The organism is Micrococcus sp. Alg238-R198 (assembly GCF_900537135.1).
GTDB lineage: Bacteria > Actinomycetota > Actinomycetes > Actinomycetales > Micrococcaceae > Micrococcus > Micrococcus luteus.
The window spans coordinates 226026-240612 of record NZ_UNRH01000003.1; the positions used below are offsets into that span (position 1 = coordinate 226026).

The window sequence follows — 14587 nt, forward strand, 5'->3', positions numbered from 1 at the left end:
GAGGGGACGCGCGAACACCTGTCCGGGCCGGGCCGTGCAGGACAATGAGGGGATGGACCTGCTTCCCGAGCTGCGCTGGACCGCCGCCGCCCTGCCCGCCACCGAGCTCACCCTCGTGGCCGTCTTCTCCCCCGAGGACCAGACGGTGCGCGCCTCCGGCGTGGCCGTGCCGGAGGACTCGGAGCCCCCCGCCGCCGCGATCGGGCGCCTCCTCGAGACGCTCATGGACCGGCTCGTGGCCCTGGACCCGGAGACCGCCGACCGCGAGATGAACCCGCGCCCCGTGGAACCGCGTCCGGGTGTGTCCCAGCCCGTCGCCGACGCCCTGGCCGCCTACGCCGCGGGGGACGTGGCCGCGCTGGACGCCCTCGACGTCACCCAGCCGGGCACCGCGTTCCGGCAGCGGGCGTGGCGGGAGCTGCGCGGCATCGCCCCCGGCTCCCCCGCCACCTACGGCGGCCTGGCCGAACGGTGCGGGGCCCCGCGGGCCGTGCGCGCCGCCGGCGGGGCGTGCGCCGCCAACCTGGTGGCCGTCGTCGTGCCCTGCCACCGCGTGGTGCGCGCCGACGGCGCCGCCGGCCACTACCTCTACGGCACCGACGCGAAGCAGGCCCTGCTGGCCCACGAGGCGGCCCACGCGGGCTGACCACCCCCTCCCCACGGCAACGTCGGTTGAGTTGTCACGGGTCCGGGGCACGCACACCCGTGACAACTCAACCCGCGTTGCGGGCGGGGAGCCGTCTCGGGTGGGCGGGGGCCGGCGTCGGGCGCCGGGGAACGAGAAGGGGCCGGGCCGCGCGCTCCACGCACGCGACCCGGCCCCAGGCGCTCAGATGCTCAGACGGAGAGCTTGTCCACGATCGCGTTGAGCGTCGCGGACGGACGCATCACCGAGGTGACCTTCTCCATATCCGGCGCGTAGTAGCCGCCCAGGTCCACCGGGGAACCCTGCACGCCGTTGAGCTCGGCCAGGATGGTCTCCTCCTGGGCCCCCAGCTCCTCGGCGATCGGCTTCGCCGCGGCCGCCAGCTCGGCGTCCTCGGTCTGCTTCGCCAGCTCGCGGGCCCAGTACAGCGCCAGGTAGAAGTGGCTGCCGCGGTTGTCCAGCTCGCCGACCTTGCGCTTCGGGGACTTGCCCTCGATCAGCAGGGTGCCGGTGGCGGCGTCCAGGGTGTCCGCCAGGACCCGCGCGCGGTGGTTCTCGTTCGCGACCGCCTCGTGCTCGAAGGACACGGCCAGCGCGAGGAACTCACCCAGGGAGTCCCAGCGCAGGTGGTTCTCCTCCACCAGCTGCTGCACGTGCTTCGGCGCGGAGCCGCCCGCACCGGTCTCGAACAGGCCGCCGCCGTTGAGCAGCGGGACGACCGAGAGCATCTTCGCGGAGGTGCCCAGCTCGAGGATCGGGAACAGGTCCGTGTTGTAGTCACGCAGCACGTTGCCGGTCACGGAGATGGTGTCCTCGCCGCGGCGGATGCGCTCCACCGAGAGCTTGGCGGCCTCGACCGGGGAGAGGATGCGGATGTCCAGGTCCTCGGTGTCGTGCTCCTTGAGGTACTCCTCGACCTTCTTGATGAGCTCGCGGTCGTGGGCGCGGGTCTCGTCCAGCCAGAACACGGCCGGGGTCTGGGACGCGCGGGCGCGGGTCACGGCCAGCTTCACCCAGTCGCGCACCGGGACGTCCTTGGTCTGGCAGGCGCGCCAGATGTCGCCGGCCTCGACGTCGTGGGAGAGCAGGGTCTCCCCGGCGGAGTTCTTCACGGCCACGGTGCCCGCGGCGTCCATGATGAACGTCTTGTCGTGCGAGCCGTACTCCTCGGCCTTCTGCGCCATGAGGCCCACGTTCGGGACGGTGCCCATGGTGGTGGGGTCGTAGGCGCCGTTGGCCTTGCAGTCGTCGATCACGGCCTGGAAGACGCCGGCGTAGGAGGAGTCCGGGATGACGGCCAGGGTGTCCTGGGTCTGGTCGTGCTTGTTCCACATGCGGCCGGAGTTGCGGATCATGGCGGGCATGGAGGCGTCCACGATCACGTCGGAGGGCACGTGGAGGTTGGTGATGCCCTTGGCGGAGTTCACCATGGCCACGTCCGGGCCGTTCTCGTAGGCGGCGGCGATGGCGGCGCGCACACCCTCGGCGGTCTCGGCGTCGAGCTTGTCCAGGCCGCCCTCGATCGCGGCGAGGCCGTTGTTCGCGGACAGGCCGGCGGCGGCCAGCTGCTCGCCGTACTTCTCGAACAGCTCGGAGAAGTAGGCCTTCACGACGTGGCCGAAGATCACCGGGTCGGAGACCTTCATCATGGTGGCCTTCAGGTGCGCGGAGAAGAGGATGCCCTCCTCCTTGGCGCGCTTGACCTGCTCGGCGAGGAACGCGTCCAGGGCCTTGGCGGACATGAACGTGCCGTCCACGACCTCGCCCTTGAGGACCTTCAGGCCCTCCTTGAGCACGGTGGTCTCCCCGTCCTCGTCGGTGAACTCGATCGTCAGCACGTCGGCGGCCGGCAGGGTCACGGACTGCTCATTGGCGCGGAAGTCGTCCGCGCCCATGGTGGCGACGGCGGTCTTGGAGTCCGGGGTCCACTCGCCCATCGAGTGGGGGAAGCGCTTGGCGTACGCCTTCACGGCCTTCGGGGCGCGGCGGTCCGAGTTGCCCTCGCGCAGCACCGGGTTCACGGCGGAGCCCTTGACCGAGTCGTAGCGCGCCTTCGCGTCCTTCTCCTCGTCGGTCTTCGGCTCGTCCGGGTACTCCGGCAGCGCGTAGCCGTCCGCCTGCAGCTCCTTGATCGCGGCGCGCAGCTGCGGCACGGAGGCGGAGATGTTCGGCAGCTTGATGACGTTCGCCTCGGGGGACTTCACGAGCTCGCCGAGCTCGGCGAGGGCGTCCGCGGTGCGCTGCTCCTCGGGCAGGACGTCCTTGAACGCGGCGAGGATGCGGCCGGCCAGCGAGATGTCACGGGTCTCCAGCTCCACGCCGGCGGTGCCCGCGTAGGCGCGCACGATCGGCAGCAGCGACGCGGTGGCCAGCATGGGCGCCTCGTCCGTGAGCGTGTAGATGATCTTCGACATGCGGATGATCTCTCCTTCTGGCCGCACTCGAGACGCGGCCCTCGTCGGCAGGGAACGGGTGACTCGCCGCCAATCTACCCGGCGTCTCGGACGCGCCACACCGTGTGTGGCTCGGCGTCAGCGCCCCCGGCCGTCGCCGGTGCCCTCGCCGGGCCGGGCGGGGTCGCCCGGGTACCAGGGGGGCGTCGGGTCGGCGGGGGCGCCCCCCGACGACGGCGTCGTGGGTCGTGGCCGGCTCAGATGCCGAGCACGGCCTGGGCGATGAAGAAGTAGACGACCAGGCCGAGGGCGTCCACGAGCGTCGAGATGAACGGGTTCGAGAACACGGCGGGGTCGGCGCCGATCGTGCGGGCCGCCAACGGCATGAGACCGCCGACGGTGGCGGCGAAGGCGCACACGGTGAACAAAGTCGCCCCGATCACGAGACCGACGGGCCACGAGAACACGAGCCCGGCGAGCACGAGGCCCAGCAGGCCGATGCACCCGCCCAGGGCCATGCCGACGCGCAGCTCGCGGAACATCACGCGCGGCGCGTCGCGGGGCCGGACGTCGTCGAGGGCGAGCGCCCGGGTGACCGTGGTGGCCGCCTGGTTGCCCGTGTTGCCGCCGGTGCCGATGATCAGCGGGATGAACAGGGAGAGGACGACCATCTCCTCGAGCGTGTCCTCGAAGACGCCGAGCACCTGCACGGTGAGGGTGGCCCCGATCGCGAGCACGAGCAGCCACGTGATCCGCGAGCGCATCAGGCTCAGGACGGAGGTCGCCAGGTAGGGACGACCCAGCGGCTCCACGCCGCCGGCGCGGGCGGAGTCCTCGGTCGACCCCTCGTCGAGGACCTCGAGGGCGTCGGCCACCGTGAACACCCCGATCAGGCGACCCTCCGAGTCCGTCACCGGCACGGTCCACAGACGGCGGTCCGCGCAGAGCCGGGCCACCTCCTCGGCGTCCTCGGTGGCGACGGCGGACACCGGTTCCCGCATGATCTCCGAGACTCGCGCATCGAGCGGCTGTGTGACCAGCACGGAGACGTCGACGACGCCCGTCAGACGCGCCTGGGGACTGACCACCGGCACGGAGACGATGGCGGCCTGCTCCTGCCCCCCGTGCTCCCGGAGGTTCTCGAGCGCGGTGGACACGGTCCAGTCCTCGCGCAGGCGCACGGGCGCCATGCGCAGCCGCCGTCCCACCGAGTCCGCCGGGTAGCCCAGGAGCCGGCCGGCCTTGCCGCTCGCCTCCGCGTCGAGCCCGGCGAGCATCTTGCGGGCCACGTTGGCCGGCATCTCGTCGAGCAGCCGGGCCTGGCCCGAGACCCGCAGCTCGGCGAAGAGGTCCTGGACCTGACCGTCCTGGAGCTTGCGCACCAGGTCGGACTGCTGGCCCGTCTCCATGGCCGCGAAGACCTGGACCGCCGTCGTCTTGTCCAGGAGGCGGAACAGCATCGGGGCCATGCGCGGCTCGGAGCGGTCCAGGAGGTCGAGCGCGTCGCCCGGGGACAGCGCGCGCAGCAGCTCGACCGCGCTGTCGAGGTCGTCCCTGCGCAGGTGCTCACGGATGCGGTCCTCGACGCTCTCGACCTCGCGGCGGGTCATCGCCTCGTCACCTCCTGGGGGTCGCGGGGGCCCGGTCCGGGCCCCCGTCCGGCAGCGGCGCGCCGCGCTCAGCCGTGGAAGAAGTGGCGCGCCCCGGTCAGGTACAGGCTCACGCCGGCGGCCTCGGCCGCGGCCACGACCTCCTCGTCCCGGACGGAGCCGCCCGGCTGGACGACGGCCTTCACGCCGGCGTCGATGAGGATCTGCAGCCCGTCCGCGAACGGGAAGAACGCGTCCGAGGCGGCCACGGACCCGCGGGCCCGCTCGGGGGCGCCCTCCCCGGAGACGTTCTCCGCGCCGCCGGCGCTGCTCACGTCCTGCCCGCCGGTCTGCGCGGCGCCCAGGGTGTTGGCGCGCTCGACGGCCAGGCGGCAGGAGTCGAGGCGGTTGACCTGGCCCATGCCCACGCCGACCGTGGCGCCGTCATGGGCCAGCAGCACGGCGTTGGACTTGGCCGCGCGCACGGCGCGCCACGCGAAGGCCAGGTCGGCCAGGACGGCCTCGTCGGCGGCCGGGCCGGCGGCGAGGGTCCAGGTGGCCGGGTCGTCGCCGTCCGCGTCCACCGCGTCCGCGATCTGCAGCAGCATGCCGCCCGAGACCTGCTTGGCCTCCACCGCATCCCGCAGGAAGCCCTCGGGCAGGCTCAGCAGACGCAGGTTCTTCTTGGCGGAGAGGATCTCCAGGGCCTCGGGCTCGAACGCCGGGGCCACGACGACCTCCGTGAACACGTCCTTCACCTGGGCGGCCATGGCGGCGGTGACCGGGCGGTTGGCCGCGATCACGCCGCCGAACGCGGAGACCGGGTCGCACGCGTGGGCCTTGGCGTGCGCCTGCGCGATGTCCGTGCCCTCATCCGTGACGGCCAGGCCGCACGGGTTGGCGTGCTTGACGATCGCCACGGCCGGGACCGGGTGGTCGAAGGCGGCGCGCACCGCGGCGTCGGCGTCCACGTAGTTGTTGTAGCTCATCGGCTTGCCGTGCAGCAGCTCGGCCTGCGCGATGCCGGGGGCCGCCGAGGAGTCCAGGTACAGCGCCGCGGGCTGGTGCGGGTTCTCGCCGTAGCGCAGGATCTGCGCGCGCTCGAGGGAGAAGCCGGCGTAGGGCGGGAACACGGGGATCTCGTCGGCGTGCGTGTCCTCGCCGAAGTGGGCGGCGGTCCAGGCGGCCACGGCGTTGTCGTACGCCGCGGTGTGGGCGAAGGCCAGGGCGGCCAGGCGCCGGCGGGCGCGCAGGTCGAAGCCGCCGGACTGCGCGGCCTGGACGACCTCGCCGTAGCGGGCCGGGTCCACGACGATCGCCACGGACGCGTGGTTCTTCGCCGCCGCGCGCACCATGGACGGCCCGCCGATGTCGATCTGCTCGACGACGGCGTCCTCCGCGGCGCCCGAGTTCACGGTGTCCACGAACGGGTAGAGGTTCACGACGACGAGGTCGAACGGCTCCACCTCGAGCGCGCGCAGCTGGGTCACGTGGTCCTCGCGACGACGGTCCGCCAGGATGCCCGCGTGCACGCGCGGGTGCAGCGTCTTCACGCGGCCGTCCAGGCACTCCTGGAACCCGGTGACCTCGGCGACCTCGGTGACGGGCACGCCGGCGGCGGCGATGCGCTGGGCGGTGGAGCCGGTCGAGACGATCTGCACGCCCGCGGCGTGGAGCCCGGTGGCGAGCTCCTCGAGGCCGGTCTTGTCGTACACGGAGATCAGGGCCCGCTTCAGGGGCACCGTGTCCAGGACGGTGGGGATGGGCTGGGCAGAGGTCACGAGGGGGCGCTCCTTCGAGGGGGTCCGGGTGCGTCCCCCAGCATAGGCCGGGCCGCATAATGGCCCAGGCGTCCGCGTGACGGACCGCCCCCACTCCACCCGACGAACGGGAGCCGACCATGCCCTCCGCCACCCCACCCCGCCCCAGCGCCGACGGCGCGCACCCCGGGCCCACGTCCGACGTCGTCGCCCCCGACGCCACCCTGCCCACCGGTGAGGCGGTCGTCCAGGAGCTGCCGTGGCGCTGGTCCGTCCAGGGCCGCATCTTCCTGATCGGCGGCCTGGGCTTCATGTTCGACGCGTGGGACGTCACGCTCAACGGCGTGATGATCCCGCTGCTGCGCGAGGAGTGGGCCCTGGACAAGGCCGACGCCGCGTGGATCGGCACCGCCAACCTCATCGGCATGGCCGTGGGCGCGTTCCTGTGGGGCACCATCGCGGACCGCATCGGCCGCAAGGCGGCGTTCGCGTGGACGCTGGCGATCTTCTCCGTGTTCACGATCGCGGGCGCGCTGACGGACTCCCTGCTGTGGTTCGCGCTGTTCCGGTTCGTGGCCGGCATGGGCCTGGGCGGAACGATCCCCGTGGACTACGCGCTCGTGGGCGAGTTCACCCCGCGCCGGCTGCGCGGTCGCGTCCTGGCCGCGATGGACGGCTGGTGGCCCGTCGGTGCCGCGCTGTGCGGCCTCGTCTCCGCCTGGCTCGTGGGCACGTGGGGCGACTGGCGCCTGCCCCTGATGGCCATGGTCCTGCCGGCCCTGCTCGTGTTCGTCGTGCGCCTGGGCATCCCCGAGTCCCCGCTGTTCCTGATGAGCCGGGGCCGCGAGACACAGGCCCGCGCCGTCATCGACCGCATGGTGGCGGCCACCGGCGCGCCCCGCCGGCCCTACACGATGCCCCCGGCCGAGCCGGCCCGCTCCGGCGGCGTCGGCGCGCAGCTCGCCGCGGTCTGGCGGTTCTCCCCGCGAATCACCGCGGTCGCCTGGGCCCTGTTCGTGGCCATCATGCTCGTCTACTACATCGCGCTGCAGTGGCTGCCGTCGTTCCTCATCGACGCCGGCTACGCGGAGGGCCGCGCCTTCATCATGACCTCCGGCATGGCCGCGGCCGGCCTGCTCGGCGTGGTCGTGGCCACCGTGTTGATCGAGGTCACCGGCCGCCGCTGGCTGCTGGCCGTCAGCGCCGTCGTCGCGAGCGCCCTGACCGTCTGGCTGGCGAGCGTGCTGGACGTGCCCGCCGCGGTGCTGCCGCTCGTGCTGACGTTCGGCTTCGTGGTGCAGGTCGCGATCCCGGTGCTCTACACGTACGTCTCCGAGCTGTACCCGACGACGCTGCGCGCCTCCGGCTTCGGCTGGGCGTCGGCGGCCTCGCGGGTGGGCGCGGGCCTGGGCCCGCTGCTCTTCGTGGGCACGCTGGTCCCCGCCCTCGGGCTGCCGGGGGCGTTCGCCGTCACCGGCGGGCTCGTGGTCCTGGCCTGCGCGGCGATGCTGGCGCTGGCCCCGGAGACCCGCGGCCGCGCCCTCGAGGTCAGCGCCGACTGAGCTCGCCGAGCACGCGCAGCAGCAGGGCCCGCTCCTGGACCTTGATGCGCTCGTGCAGCTCGGCCTCGGTGTCCGTGTCCAGCACGGGCACCGCGGCCTGCGCGAGGATCGGGCCGGTGTCCACGCCCGCGTCCACCACGTGCACGGTGCAGCCGGTGACCTTCACCCCGTGCGCCAGCGCGTCCCGGACGCCGTGGGCCCCCGGGAAGGACGGCAGCAGGGCCGGGTGGGTGTTGAGGATGCGGCCCTCGAACCGCTCGAGCAGCGGGGCGCCCAGGATCCGCATGAACCCGGAGCACACCACCCAGTCCGGCGCGTAGGCGGCGACGGCGTCCGCGAGCGCCTCGTCCCACGCGCGCCGGTCCGCGTGGTCCTTCGGGGACACCACGAACGTCTCGATCCCGTGGGCGCGGGCGCGCTCCAGACCGCCGGCGTCGGCGACGTCGGCGCCCACCGCGGCGATCTCCACGTCCAGGGCGCCGGAGGCGACGGCGTCGAGGACGGCCTGCAGGTTGGTGCCGGAACCGGAGACGAGGGCAACGATGCGCATGCGCCCATCGTAGGGTGAGGGGGTGTCCGCCCCCGTTCCCTCCTCCCCGCCCCGCCCGCCGCAGGGCGCCCCGGACCCCGGCCGCGTCCGCACCGGCCGTGCCCTGCTGTGGCAGTCCGTGGCGCTGCTGGGGATGGTGCTCTCCTTCTCCCTCGTGCTGCCGTGGAAGCTGATCGCCCTCGCGCTGGGGCTGGTCGCCCTCGTGCTCGGCGTGCGCGTGTGGGTCACGAGCCGCGGCGCCGAGCGCTCGGGGCTGCCCCGCGCGGTGGCGTCCGCCGGCATGGCGATGGCGCTGATGGGCATGACGACGGCGGCGCTGCCGCTGCTCGCGTGGGACGCGACGGTCCAGCTCGAGCAGTGCAGCGCCTCCGCGCTCACCGTGCGGGCACAGCAGGCGTGCGCGGACGAGTTCACCCGTCAGGTGGAGGAGCGCACGGGGGTGCCCCAGCTGCGGCCCTGAGCCGCGGGCGTCAGTCCCGCGCCCGGCGCGGGGACGGCCGGTCGCGCGGGCCCGAGGCACGGTCGCCGGACCGCGGCGCCGTCGTCGTCCCGTCCCGGTGCCCGGCCACGGCCAGGGCGGTGAGGTAGCCGGCCGCGCAGCCCAGCGCGACCCACCCGGCGACGGCGGCGGACACCGCCCAGACGTGGGGGCCGATGTCCGTCAGCGTGCCGAGCCCGAGCGTCCCGGAGGTGAGGGCCAGCGGCACGAGCAGCAGCAGCCCGGCGAGCAGTCCGGTGAGCACGGCCAGGGCCAGCGTGGACAGTGTCAAGGACACCGCGCGGCTGCCGTGACGGGTGTGCAGCCAGTCGTCGAGGTGGTTCTCCCCCTCCCGCAGCAGCCACACGCCGGCCACGGCGCCGGCGCCGATCGGCACGGCCAGCAGGAGCAGCTGCCACGGCGACCACGTCACGGGCAGCGCACCCAGCACCGGGAGGGCAGGCGCGGTGGCCGGCGTCGCGCCGAACACGGAGTAGAGGCTGTCCGCGCCCACGGAGAACCCCGGGCCCGCCGTCCACGCGATCGACCACGCGGTGAACGTGGGCAGCCAGCCGATCTGCAGCAGCGCCACCAGCAGGCCGCCCAGCGGGCCGCCCCCGATCGCCTGGGCCACGGTGACGACGGCGGCCCACTCGACGGCCAGCCGCCCCGCCACGAGCAGCGCGTTCAGGCCCGTCAGGGCGAGCACGGCGACGGCCGCGGCGCGCACCACGGACCACGCGTACGAGCCGGCCCAGCGTTCGTACTGCGAGCGCCGCGAGATCCGCTCCGTGAGGTCCAGGCCGATCAGGTGCGCCCAGGTGCCGGCCTCGCGCCGCGCCCCCGCGAGGGCGGCGACGCCGAAGAGCAGGGCGGGCAGCAGCGCCGCCGGGGCGGGGTGCGCCGTCAGCTCGTCCGTGCCGGGCAGGAACGCCACGGCCAGCCCCACCAGGGCGTAGGCCCCCACCGCGCCCACGAAGGCCTGCCACGCCTGGTCCCGGTAGGACGCGCGGGCCAGGCGCCGGCCGGCCCGCCACGACAGCGCGAGCGGGACCAGGGTCAGGCCCCACGGCACGAGCCACGCCGTGCCGGTGATGAGATGATCCGGCGCGGTGGGCATGGCCGTGGCCACGGTGACGGGCACCGCGTGCAGGGCCAGCCACAGGACGCCGCCCACCTGGACGGCACCCTCGATGGTCGGCCGCTCGAACCCGCCCGTGGCCCACACCGCGAGGGTGGGGACCATGACCGCCAGCAGGCTGATCATCGCCGTGACGAGCGCCTCGACCACCCCCTGCAGCCACAGCGGCAGGGGGACGGGGCGCAGCAGACGGGGCGCAGCGGGGCGGGAACTCACCCGTCCATGGTGCCACCCGACTCCGGGCGGCGCCTGGACGGGGCGGGCCGCGCGGGCCGGTGCGACGACCGTCACGCGCCCCGAGAGTTCACCGCGGGGTCACCGGGCCGTCGTCGGCGGGTGTCCCGGCCGTGGTCCGGGGTCCTTAGCGTCGGCCACGTGCGTGTCGTCGTGGTCGCCGAATCGTTCCTGCCCCATATGAACGGGGTCACCAACTCCATCCTCCAGGTGCTGCGCCACCTGCGGGAACGGGGCGACGAGGCGATGGTGGTCGCCCCGGCCGCCTCGTGGTCCGCCGGGTGGACCCAGCGCGCGGGCGCCGGTGAGGCCCCCCGCGAGGTCGAGGGCTTCCCCGTGCGCACCCTGCCCTCCGTGCCCCTGACCGGGTACACCTCCGTGCGGGTGGCCGCCGGCACGGTGGGCCGGCTGCGCGGCATGCTCGCCGACTTCGCCCCGGACGTGGTGCACATCGCCTCCCCCTTCGTGCTGGGCTGGCGCGCGGTGCAGGCGGCCGAGGAGCTCGGCATCCCCTCCGTGGCCGTCTACCAGACCGAGGTCCCCGGCTACGCGGCCCGGTACGGCGCCCCGTGGCTGGAGGACGTCCTGTGGAGCCACGTGGCGCGCCTGCACAACATGGCCACGCTGACGCTCGCGCCGTCGTCGTTCACCGTCCGACAGCTGCACCGCCAGGGGGTGCGGCGCGTGCACCTGTGGGGCCGCGGCGTCGACTCCCGCCGATTCCATCCCGCCAAGCGCGACGAGGCGCTGCGCGCGCAGCTCGCCCCGAACGGCGAGAAGCTCGTGGGCTTCGTGGGGCGGCTGGCGCACGAGAAGCAGGTCGGGGACCTGCGGGTGCTCTCGGACCTGCCGGGCACCCGCCTCGTGGTCATCGGCTCCGGGCCGCTGCGCGAACAGCTCGAGCGGGAGCTGCCCGGCGCCCACTTCGCCGGCTTCCAGGGGGGCGAGGACCTCGCGCGCCACGTGGCCAGCCTGGACCTGTTCGTGCACCCCGGCGAGTCCGACACCTTCGGCCAGACGCTGCAGGAGGCGATGGCCTCGGGCGTGCCCGTCGTCGCCGTCGGCCGCGGCGGCCCCCTCGACATCGTGGACGCCTCCCGCACCGGCTGGCTCTACCCGCCCGGCGAGCTGGACGAGCTGCGCCGCCACGTCGCGGACCTCGTGTACGACGACGTCAAGCGGGCCGCGTTCGCCGACGCGGCGTGGGCGTCGGTGCAGGGCCGGACCTGGCCGGTGCTGTGCGAGCAGCTCATGGGCTACTACGAGAAGGCGATCGCGGTGCAGGAGCGCCGCCGCGTGGAGCTGGCCCGCCGGCTGCTGACGGCGCCGTCGCTGCTGGCCGCGCGCGTGTTCGGCTGAGCCCCGGCCGACGTCGCCCGCCTGGCCGACCTCGTCAACGACGCGACCGTGGAAGGCCCGCGCTGAGCCGAACGTGGGGCCCGGGGTGGCCCGCGTCTCATTTCGGCAACAGAGCGCACTCCCTGTCAGGATGGGCGTCAGGCACCGCGGCCTCCTCCGACCGCGGCGCGCCACGGCGGGGGCACCGCGGGGCGTCTCTACCCCGACGTCCGAGGAGGACACCATGAATGAGTCTCTGGAGACCCTGCGCGACGAAGTGTTCGCGCGCAACCCCGGCGAGGCCGAGTTCCACCAGGCGGTGTCCGAGGTGTTCGAGGCGCTGGGACCGGTGATGCAGCGCCACCCCCAGTACGTCGAGGCCGGGGTCATGCACCGCCTCTGCGAGCCGGAGCGCCAGATCATCTTCCGCGTCCCGTGGATCGACGACGCCGGCGTCGTGCAGGTCAACCGCGGGTTCCGCGTGGAGTTCAACTCGGCGCTCGGCCCGTACAAGGGCGGGCTGCGCTTCCACCCCTCCGTGTACCTCGGGATCGTCAAGTTCCTGGGCTTCGAGCAGATCTTCAAGAACTCGCTCACCGGCATGCCGATCGGCGGCGGCAAGGGCGGCTCGGACTTCGACCCCGCCGGCAAGTCCGACCGCGAGATCATGCGGTTCTGCCAGTCCTTCATGACGGAGCTGCATCGCCACATCGGTGAGCACACGGACGTGCCGGCCGGTGACATCGGCGTGGGCGCCCGCGAGATCGGCTACATGTTCGGCCAGTACAAGCGACTGACCAACCGCTTCGAGGCCGGCGCCCTCACCGGCAAGGGCCTGACGTGGGGCGGCTCGCTGGTCCGCACCGAGGCCACCGGCTACGGCGCCGTGATGTTCGTCGACTCCATGCTGCGCACGCGCGGCGAATCCATGGACGGCCAGCAGGTGCTGATCTCCGGCTCCGGCAACGTGGCCATCTACGCCGCGGAGAAGGCCGCCGCGCTCGGGGCCACCGTGCTCACCGCGTCCGACTCCTCGGGCTACATCGTGGACCCGGACGGCCTCGACCTGGACCTGCTCAAGCAGATCAAGGAGGTCGAGCGTGGCCGTATCTCCGAGTACGCCGAGCGCCGCGGCGGGCGGTCCCGCTACGTGACCGGCGGCAGCGTCTGGGACGTCGAGGGCACCGTGGCCCTGCCGTGTGCCACCCAGAACGAGCTCGACGAGTCCGCCGCGCGAACCCTGCTGAAGAACGGGGTGAAGGCCGTGGCCGAGGGCGCGAACATGCCCTGCACCGAGGCGGCCTCCCACCTGTTCGTCGACTCCGGGACGCTGTTCGGCCCGGGCAAGGCCGCCAATGCGGGCGGCGTGGCGACGTCGGCGCTGGAGATGCAGCAGAACGCCTCGCGGGACTCGTGGAACTTCGACTACACCCACGACCGGCTCGAGCAGATCATGCGCGACATCCACGACCGCTGCGTGGAGACCGCCGAGGAGTACGGCACGCCCGGCAACTACGTGGCGGGGGCGAACATCGCCGGGTTCATCAAGGTCGCCGACGCGATGATCGCCCAGGGCGTGGTCTGAGTCCCGGCCCTGCCCCTTCCGTGATCCTCCGCCGCCCTGCGACATCTCCGCCGTTCTGACGCGCGGTGATGTCGCAGGGCGGCGGTCGCTCGAGGGCACCCGGCTCCTGCACAGGCCCCCCGACGTCGGGTGCCCTCCACGGCCGGCGCGGGCGACCCGTCGCACCCCGGACGGGCCCACGACACTGGGCCGCATGACCCTGCTCTCCGACCACTCGCGTGCGCTGCTCCCGGGACGCGGGCCCCTGCTCTGCGCGGCGGACCCTCACGACGGGGCGGCGCGGCGCCGTCTCGAACGCGCCTGGACCCGCGGGGTCCTCGTGCGGCTCTGCCCGCGCGTCTACATCAGCGTCAGCGACTGGGCCGCGCTGCGTCCGTGGGACAGGACGGTCGTGTCCGCCGTTGCCCTCTCGATCGCCCGCCCCGAGACGGTGTTCACGGGCCTGACCGCGGCCCGGTTGCACGGTCTCGGGCCGGCCGTCGAGCCGCCCGCGCTCGAGCTGCGCGCCCCCTCCCCCGGGCATCACGGCGCCGGGCCGCTGACCCGCCGTCCCTTCGCCCCCTCCCTGATGGCCCACGACCGCCGGCCTCCCGGCCTGCCGCGCCGCCGACCCCGGTGGGGGCTGCCGGAGGCGGACCCCGCCGCGCCTCAGCGGGTCGAGGCCGTCCTGTCCGACGGGCAGAGCCTCGGGACCGTCCTGGCGGATCCGCTGCCCACGGTGCTGCTGGTCCTCGGCGCGGCCACCCCGTTCCGCGACGCCGTGGCCCCGCTGGACGCGCTCGTCCGAGCCTGGCCCGAGGAGGCCGCACGCTGGGCGAGGCAGGCGGAGAGCCGACTCGGATCAGCGGCCGCCCTCCGCCGATTCGAGCGGGCCTGGCACTTCGCGGACGCGCGGGCGGAATCCGCCGGCGAGTCCTACAGCCGGGCCATCATCCACGAGCTCGGCTTCGTCCCGCCCACGGCGCTGCAGCATCGCCACCGGGATGCGAACGGACGCGGGGTGGCCCGCACGGACTTCTGGTGGGAGCAGGTGCGGGTGTACGGGGAGTTCGACGGGCTGGGCAAGTACGACCTGTCGTTCTTCGACGGTGACGACACGGCCCGCCGCGCCAGCATCCGCCGGGAGAAGGAACGGGAGGTGGCCCTGCAGCTGGTCACCCGGGCGGGTGCGCATTGGACGTGGGGAGACCTCCTGCGGCCGGACCGGCTGGCGCGGATCCTCACCGCCGCGGGCGTCCCCCGCTCGGTCTGATCCACGGCCGTCCCACGGGCCCGGTCCCGACTCGGCGAGCCCGAGCGGTCGACCTCCGC

Annotated in this window: 11 protein-coding genes; 6 read left to right on the forward strand and 5 right to left on the reverse strand. The window is 73.9% G+C overall.

Going from position 1 to position 14587, the window contains the following annotated elements; genetic code table 11:
• Positions 1-52: 52 nt before the first annotated feature.
• Complete coding sequence (locus G6R13_RS04665; protein WP_044659002.1) at positions 53-646, forward strand: methylated-DNA--[protein]-cysteine S-methyltransferase; 594 nt, start codon at positions 53-55, stop codon at positions 644-646.
• Between the two features lie 191 nt (positions 647-837).
• Here the strand turns inward: G6R13_RS04665 and G6R13_RS04670 are convergent, their stop codons facing one another.
• The 3 genes from G6R13_RS04670 to purH form a co-directional block, all read right to left on the reverse strand.
• The gene (locus G6R13_RS04670; protein ID WP_163721114.1) at positions 838-3060 is read right to left on the reverse strand and encodes an NADP-dependent isocitrate dehydrogenase; all 2223 of its coding nucleotides are present in this window, start codon (positions 3058-3060) and stop codon (positions 838-840) included.
• 236 nt (positions 3061-3296) lie between these two features.
• A complete protein-coding gene (gene mgtE, locus G6R13_RS04675; protein WP_049145605.1) occupies positions 3297-4649 on the reverse strand; it encodes a magnesium transporter in 1353 nt (450 codons plus the stop codon).
• Positions 4650-4717: 68 nt separating this feature from the next.
• Positions 4718-6409: a bifunctional phosphoribosylaminoimidazolecarboxamide formyltransferase/IMP cyclohydrolase gene (purH, locus tag G6R13_RS04680; protein ID WP_163721116.1), complete on the reverse strand. Its 1692-nt coding sequence runs from the start codon at positions 6407-6409 to the stop codon at positions 4718-4720.
• Between the two features lie 119 nt (positions 6410-6528).
• On the opposite strand from purH, the gene G6R13_RS04685 reads away from it, so the two are divergent.
• Entirely contained in the window at positions 6529-7950 is a 1422-nt protein-coding gene (locus G6R13_RS04685; RefSeq protein ID WP_163721118.1) for an MFS transporter, read from the forward strand.
• On the opposite strand, the gene purN is transcribed toward G6R13_RS04685, so the two are convergent.
• Positions 7937-8500 carry a phosphoribosylglycinamide formyltransferase gene (purN, locus tag G6R13_RS04690; RefSeq protein ID WP_069941533.1) on the reverse strand — a complete coding sequence of 188 codons (564 nt, stop codon included), beginning with the start codon at positions 8498-8500 and terminating at the stop codon, positions 7937-7939. The two genes, G6R13_RS04685 and purN, sit on opposite strands and share 14 nt — an antisense overlap.
• 22 nt (positions 8501-8522) lie before the next feature.
• Between purN and G6R13_RS04695 the strand changes: the two genes are divergently transcribed.
• The gene (locus tag G6R13_RS04695) at positions 8523-8960 is read left to right on the forward strand and encodes a hypothetical protein (protein WP_036382019.1); all 438 of its coding nucleotides are present in this window, start codon (positions 8523-8525) and stop codon (positions 8958-8960) included.
• A 10-nt stretch (positions 8961-8970) separates the two neighbouring features.
• On the opposite strand, the gene G6R13_RS04700 is transcribed toward G6R13_RS04695, so the two are convergent.
• Positions 8971-10335: a DUF6350 family protein gene (locus tag G6R13_RS04700; protein WP_225348305.1), complete on the reverse strand. Its 1365-nt coding sequence runs from the start codon at positions 10333-10335 to the stop codon at positions 8971-8973.
• Between the two features lie 159 nt (positions 10336-10494).
• Here G6R13_RS04700 and G6R13_RS04705 point away from each other — a divergent pair, with 159 nt between their 5' ends.
• From G6R13_RS04705 to G6R13_RS04715, 3 genes are all read left to right on the forward strand, one after another.
• Complete coding sequence (locus tag G6R13_RS04705; RefSeq protein WP_134416272.1) at positions 10495-11712, forward strand: glycosyltransferase family 1 protein; 1218 nt, start codon at positions 10495-10497, stop codon at positions 11710-11712.
• 223 nt (positions 11713-11935) lie between these two features.
• Complete coding sequence (gene gdhA, locus G6R13_RS04710; RefSeq protein ID WP_163721120.1) at positions 11936-13276, forward strand: NADP-specific glutamate dehydrogenase; 1341 nt, start codon at positions 11936-11938, stop codon at positions 13274-13276.
• Positions 13277-13469: 193 nt separating this feature from the next.
• The gene (locus tag G6R13_RS04715; RefSeq protein WP_163721122.1) at positions 13470-14528 is read left to right on the forward strand and encodes a hypothetical protein; all 1059 of its coding nucleotides are present in this window, start codon (positions 13470-13472) and stop codon (positions 14526-14528) included.
• The last annotated feature ends 59 nt before the right edge of the window (positions 14529-14587 follow it).

Excerpts from the sequence above, each read along its gene's own strand:
- purN (WP_069941533.1), bottom strand. The coding sequence starts at position 8,500 with ATGCGCATCGTTGCCCTCGTCTCCGGTTCCGGCACCAACCTGCAGGCC.
- G6R13_RS04670 (WP_163721114.1), bottom strand. The coding sequence starts at position 3,060 with ATGTCGAAGATCATCTACACGCTCACGGACGAGGCGCCCATGCTGGCC.
- gdhA (WP_163721120.1), top strand. The coding sequence starts at position 11,936 with ATGAATGAGTCTCTGGAGACCCTGCGCGACGAAGTGTTCGCGCGCAAC.
- G6R13_RS04665 (WP_044659002.1), top strand. The coding sequence starts at position 53 with ATGGACCTGCTTCCCGAGCTGCGCTGGACCGCCGCCGCCCTGCCCGCC.
- mgtE (WP_049145605.1), bottom strand. The coding sequence starts at position 4,649 with ATGACCCGCCGCGAGGTCGAGAGCGTCGAGGACCGCATCCGTGAGCAC.
- G6R13_RS04685 (WP_163721118.1), top strand. The coding sequence starts at position 6,529 with ATGCCCTCCGCCACCCCACCCCGCCCCAGCGCCGACGGCGCGCACCCC.
- G6R13_RS04715 (WP_163721122.1), top strand. The coding sequence starts at position 13,470 with ATGACCCTGCTCTCCGACCACTCGCGTGCGCTGCTCCCGGGACGCGGG.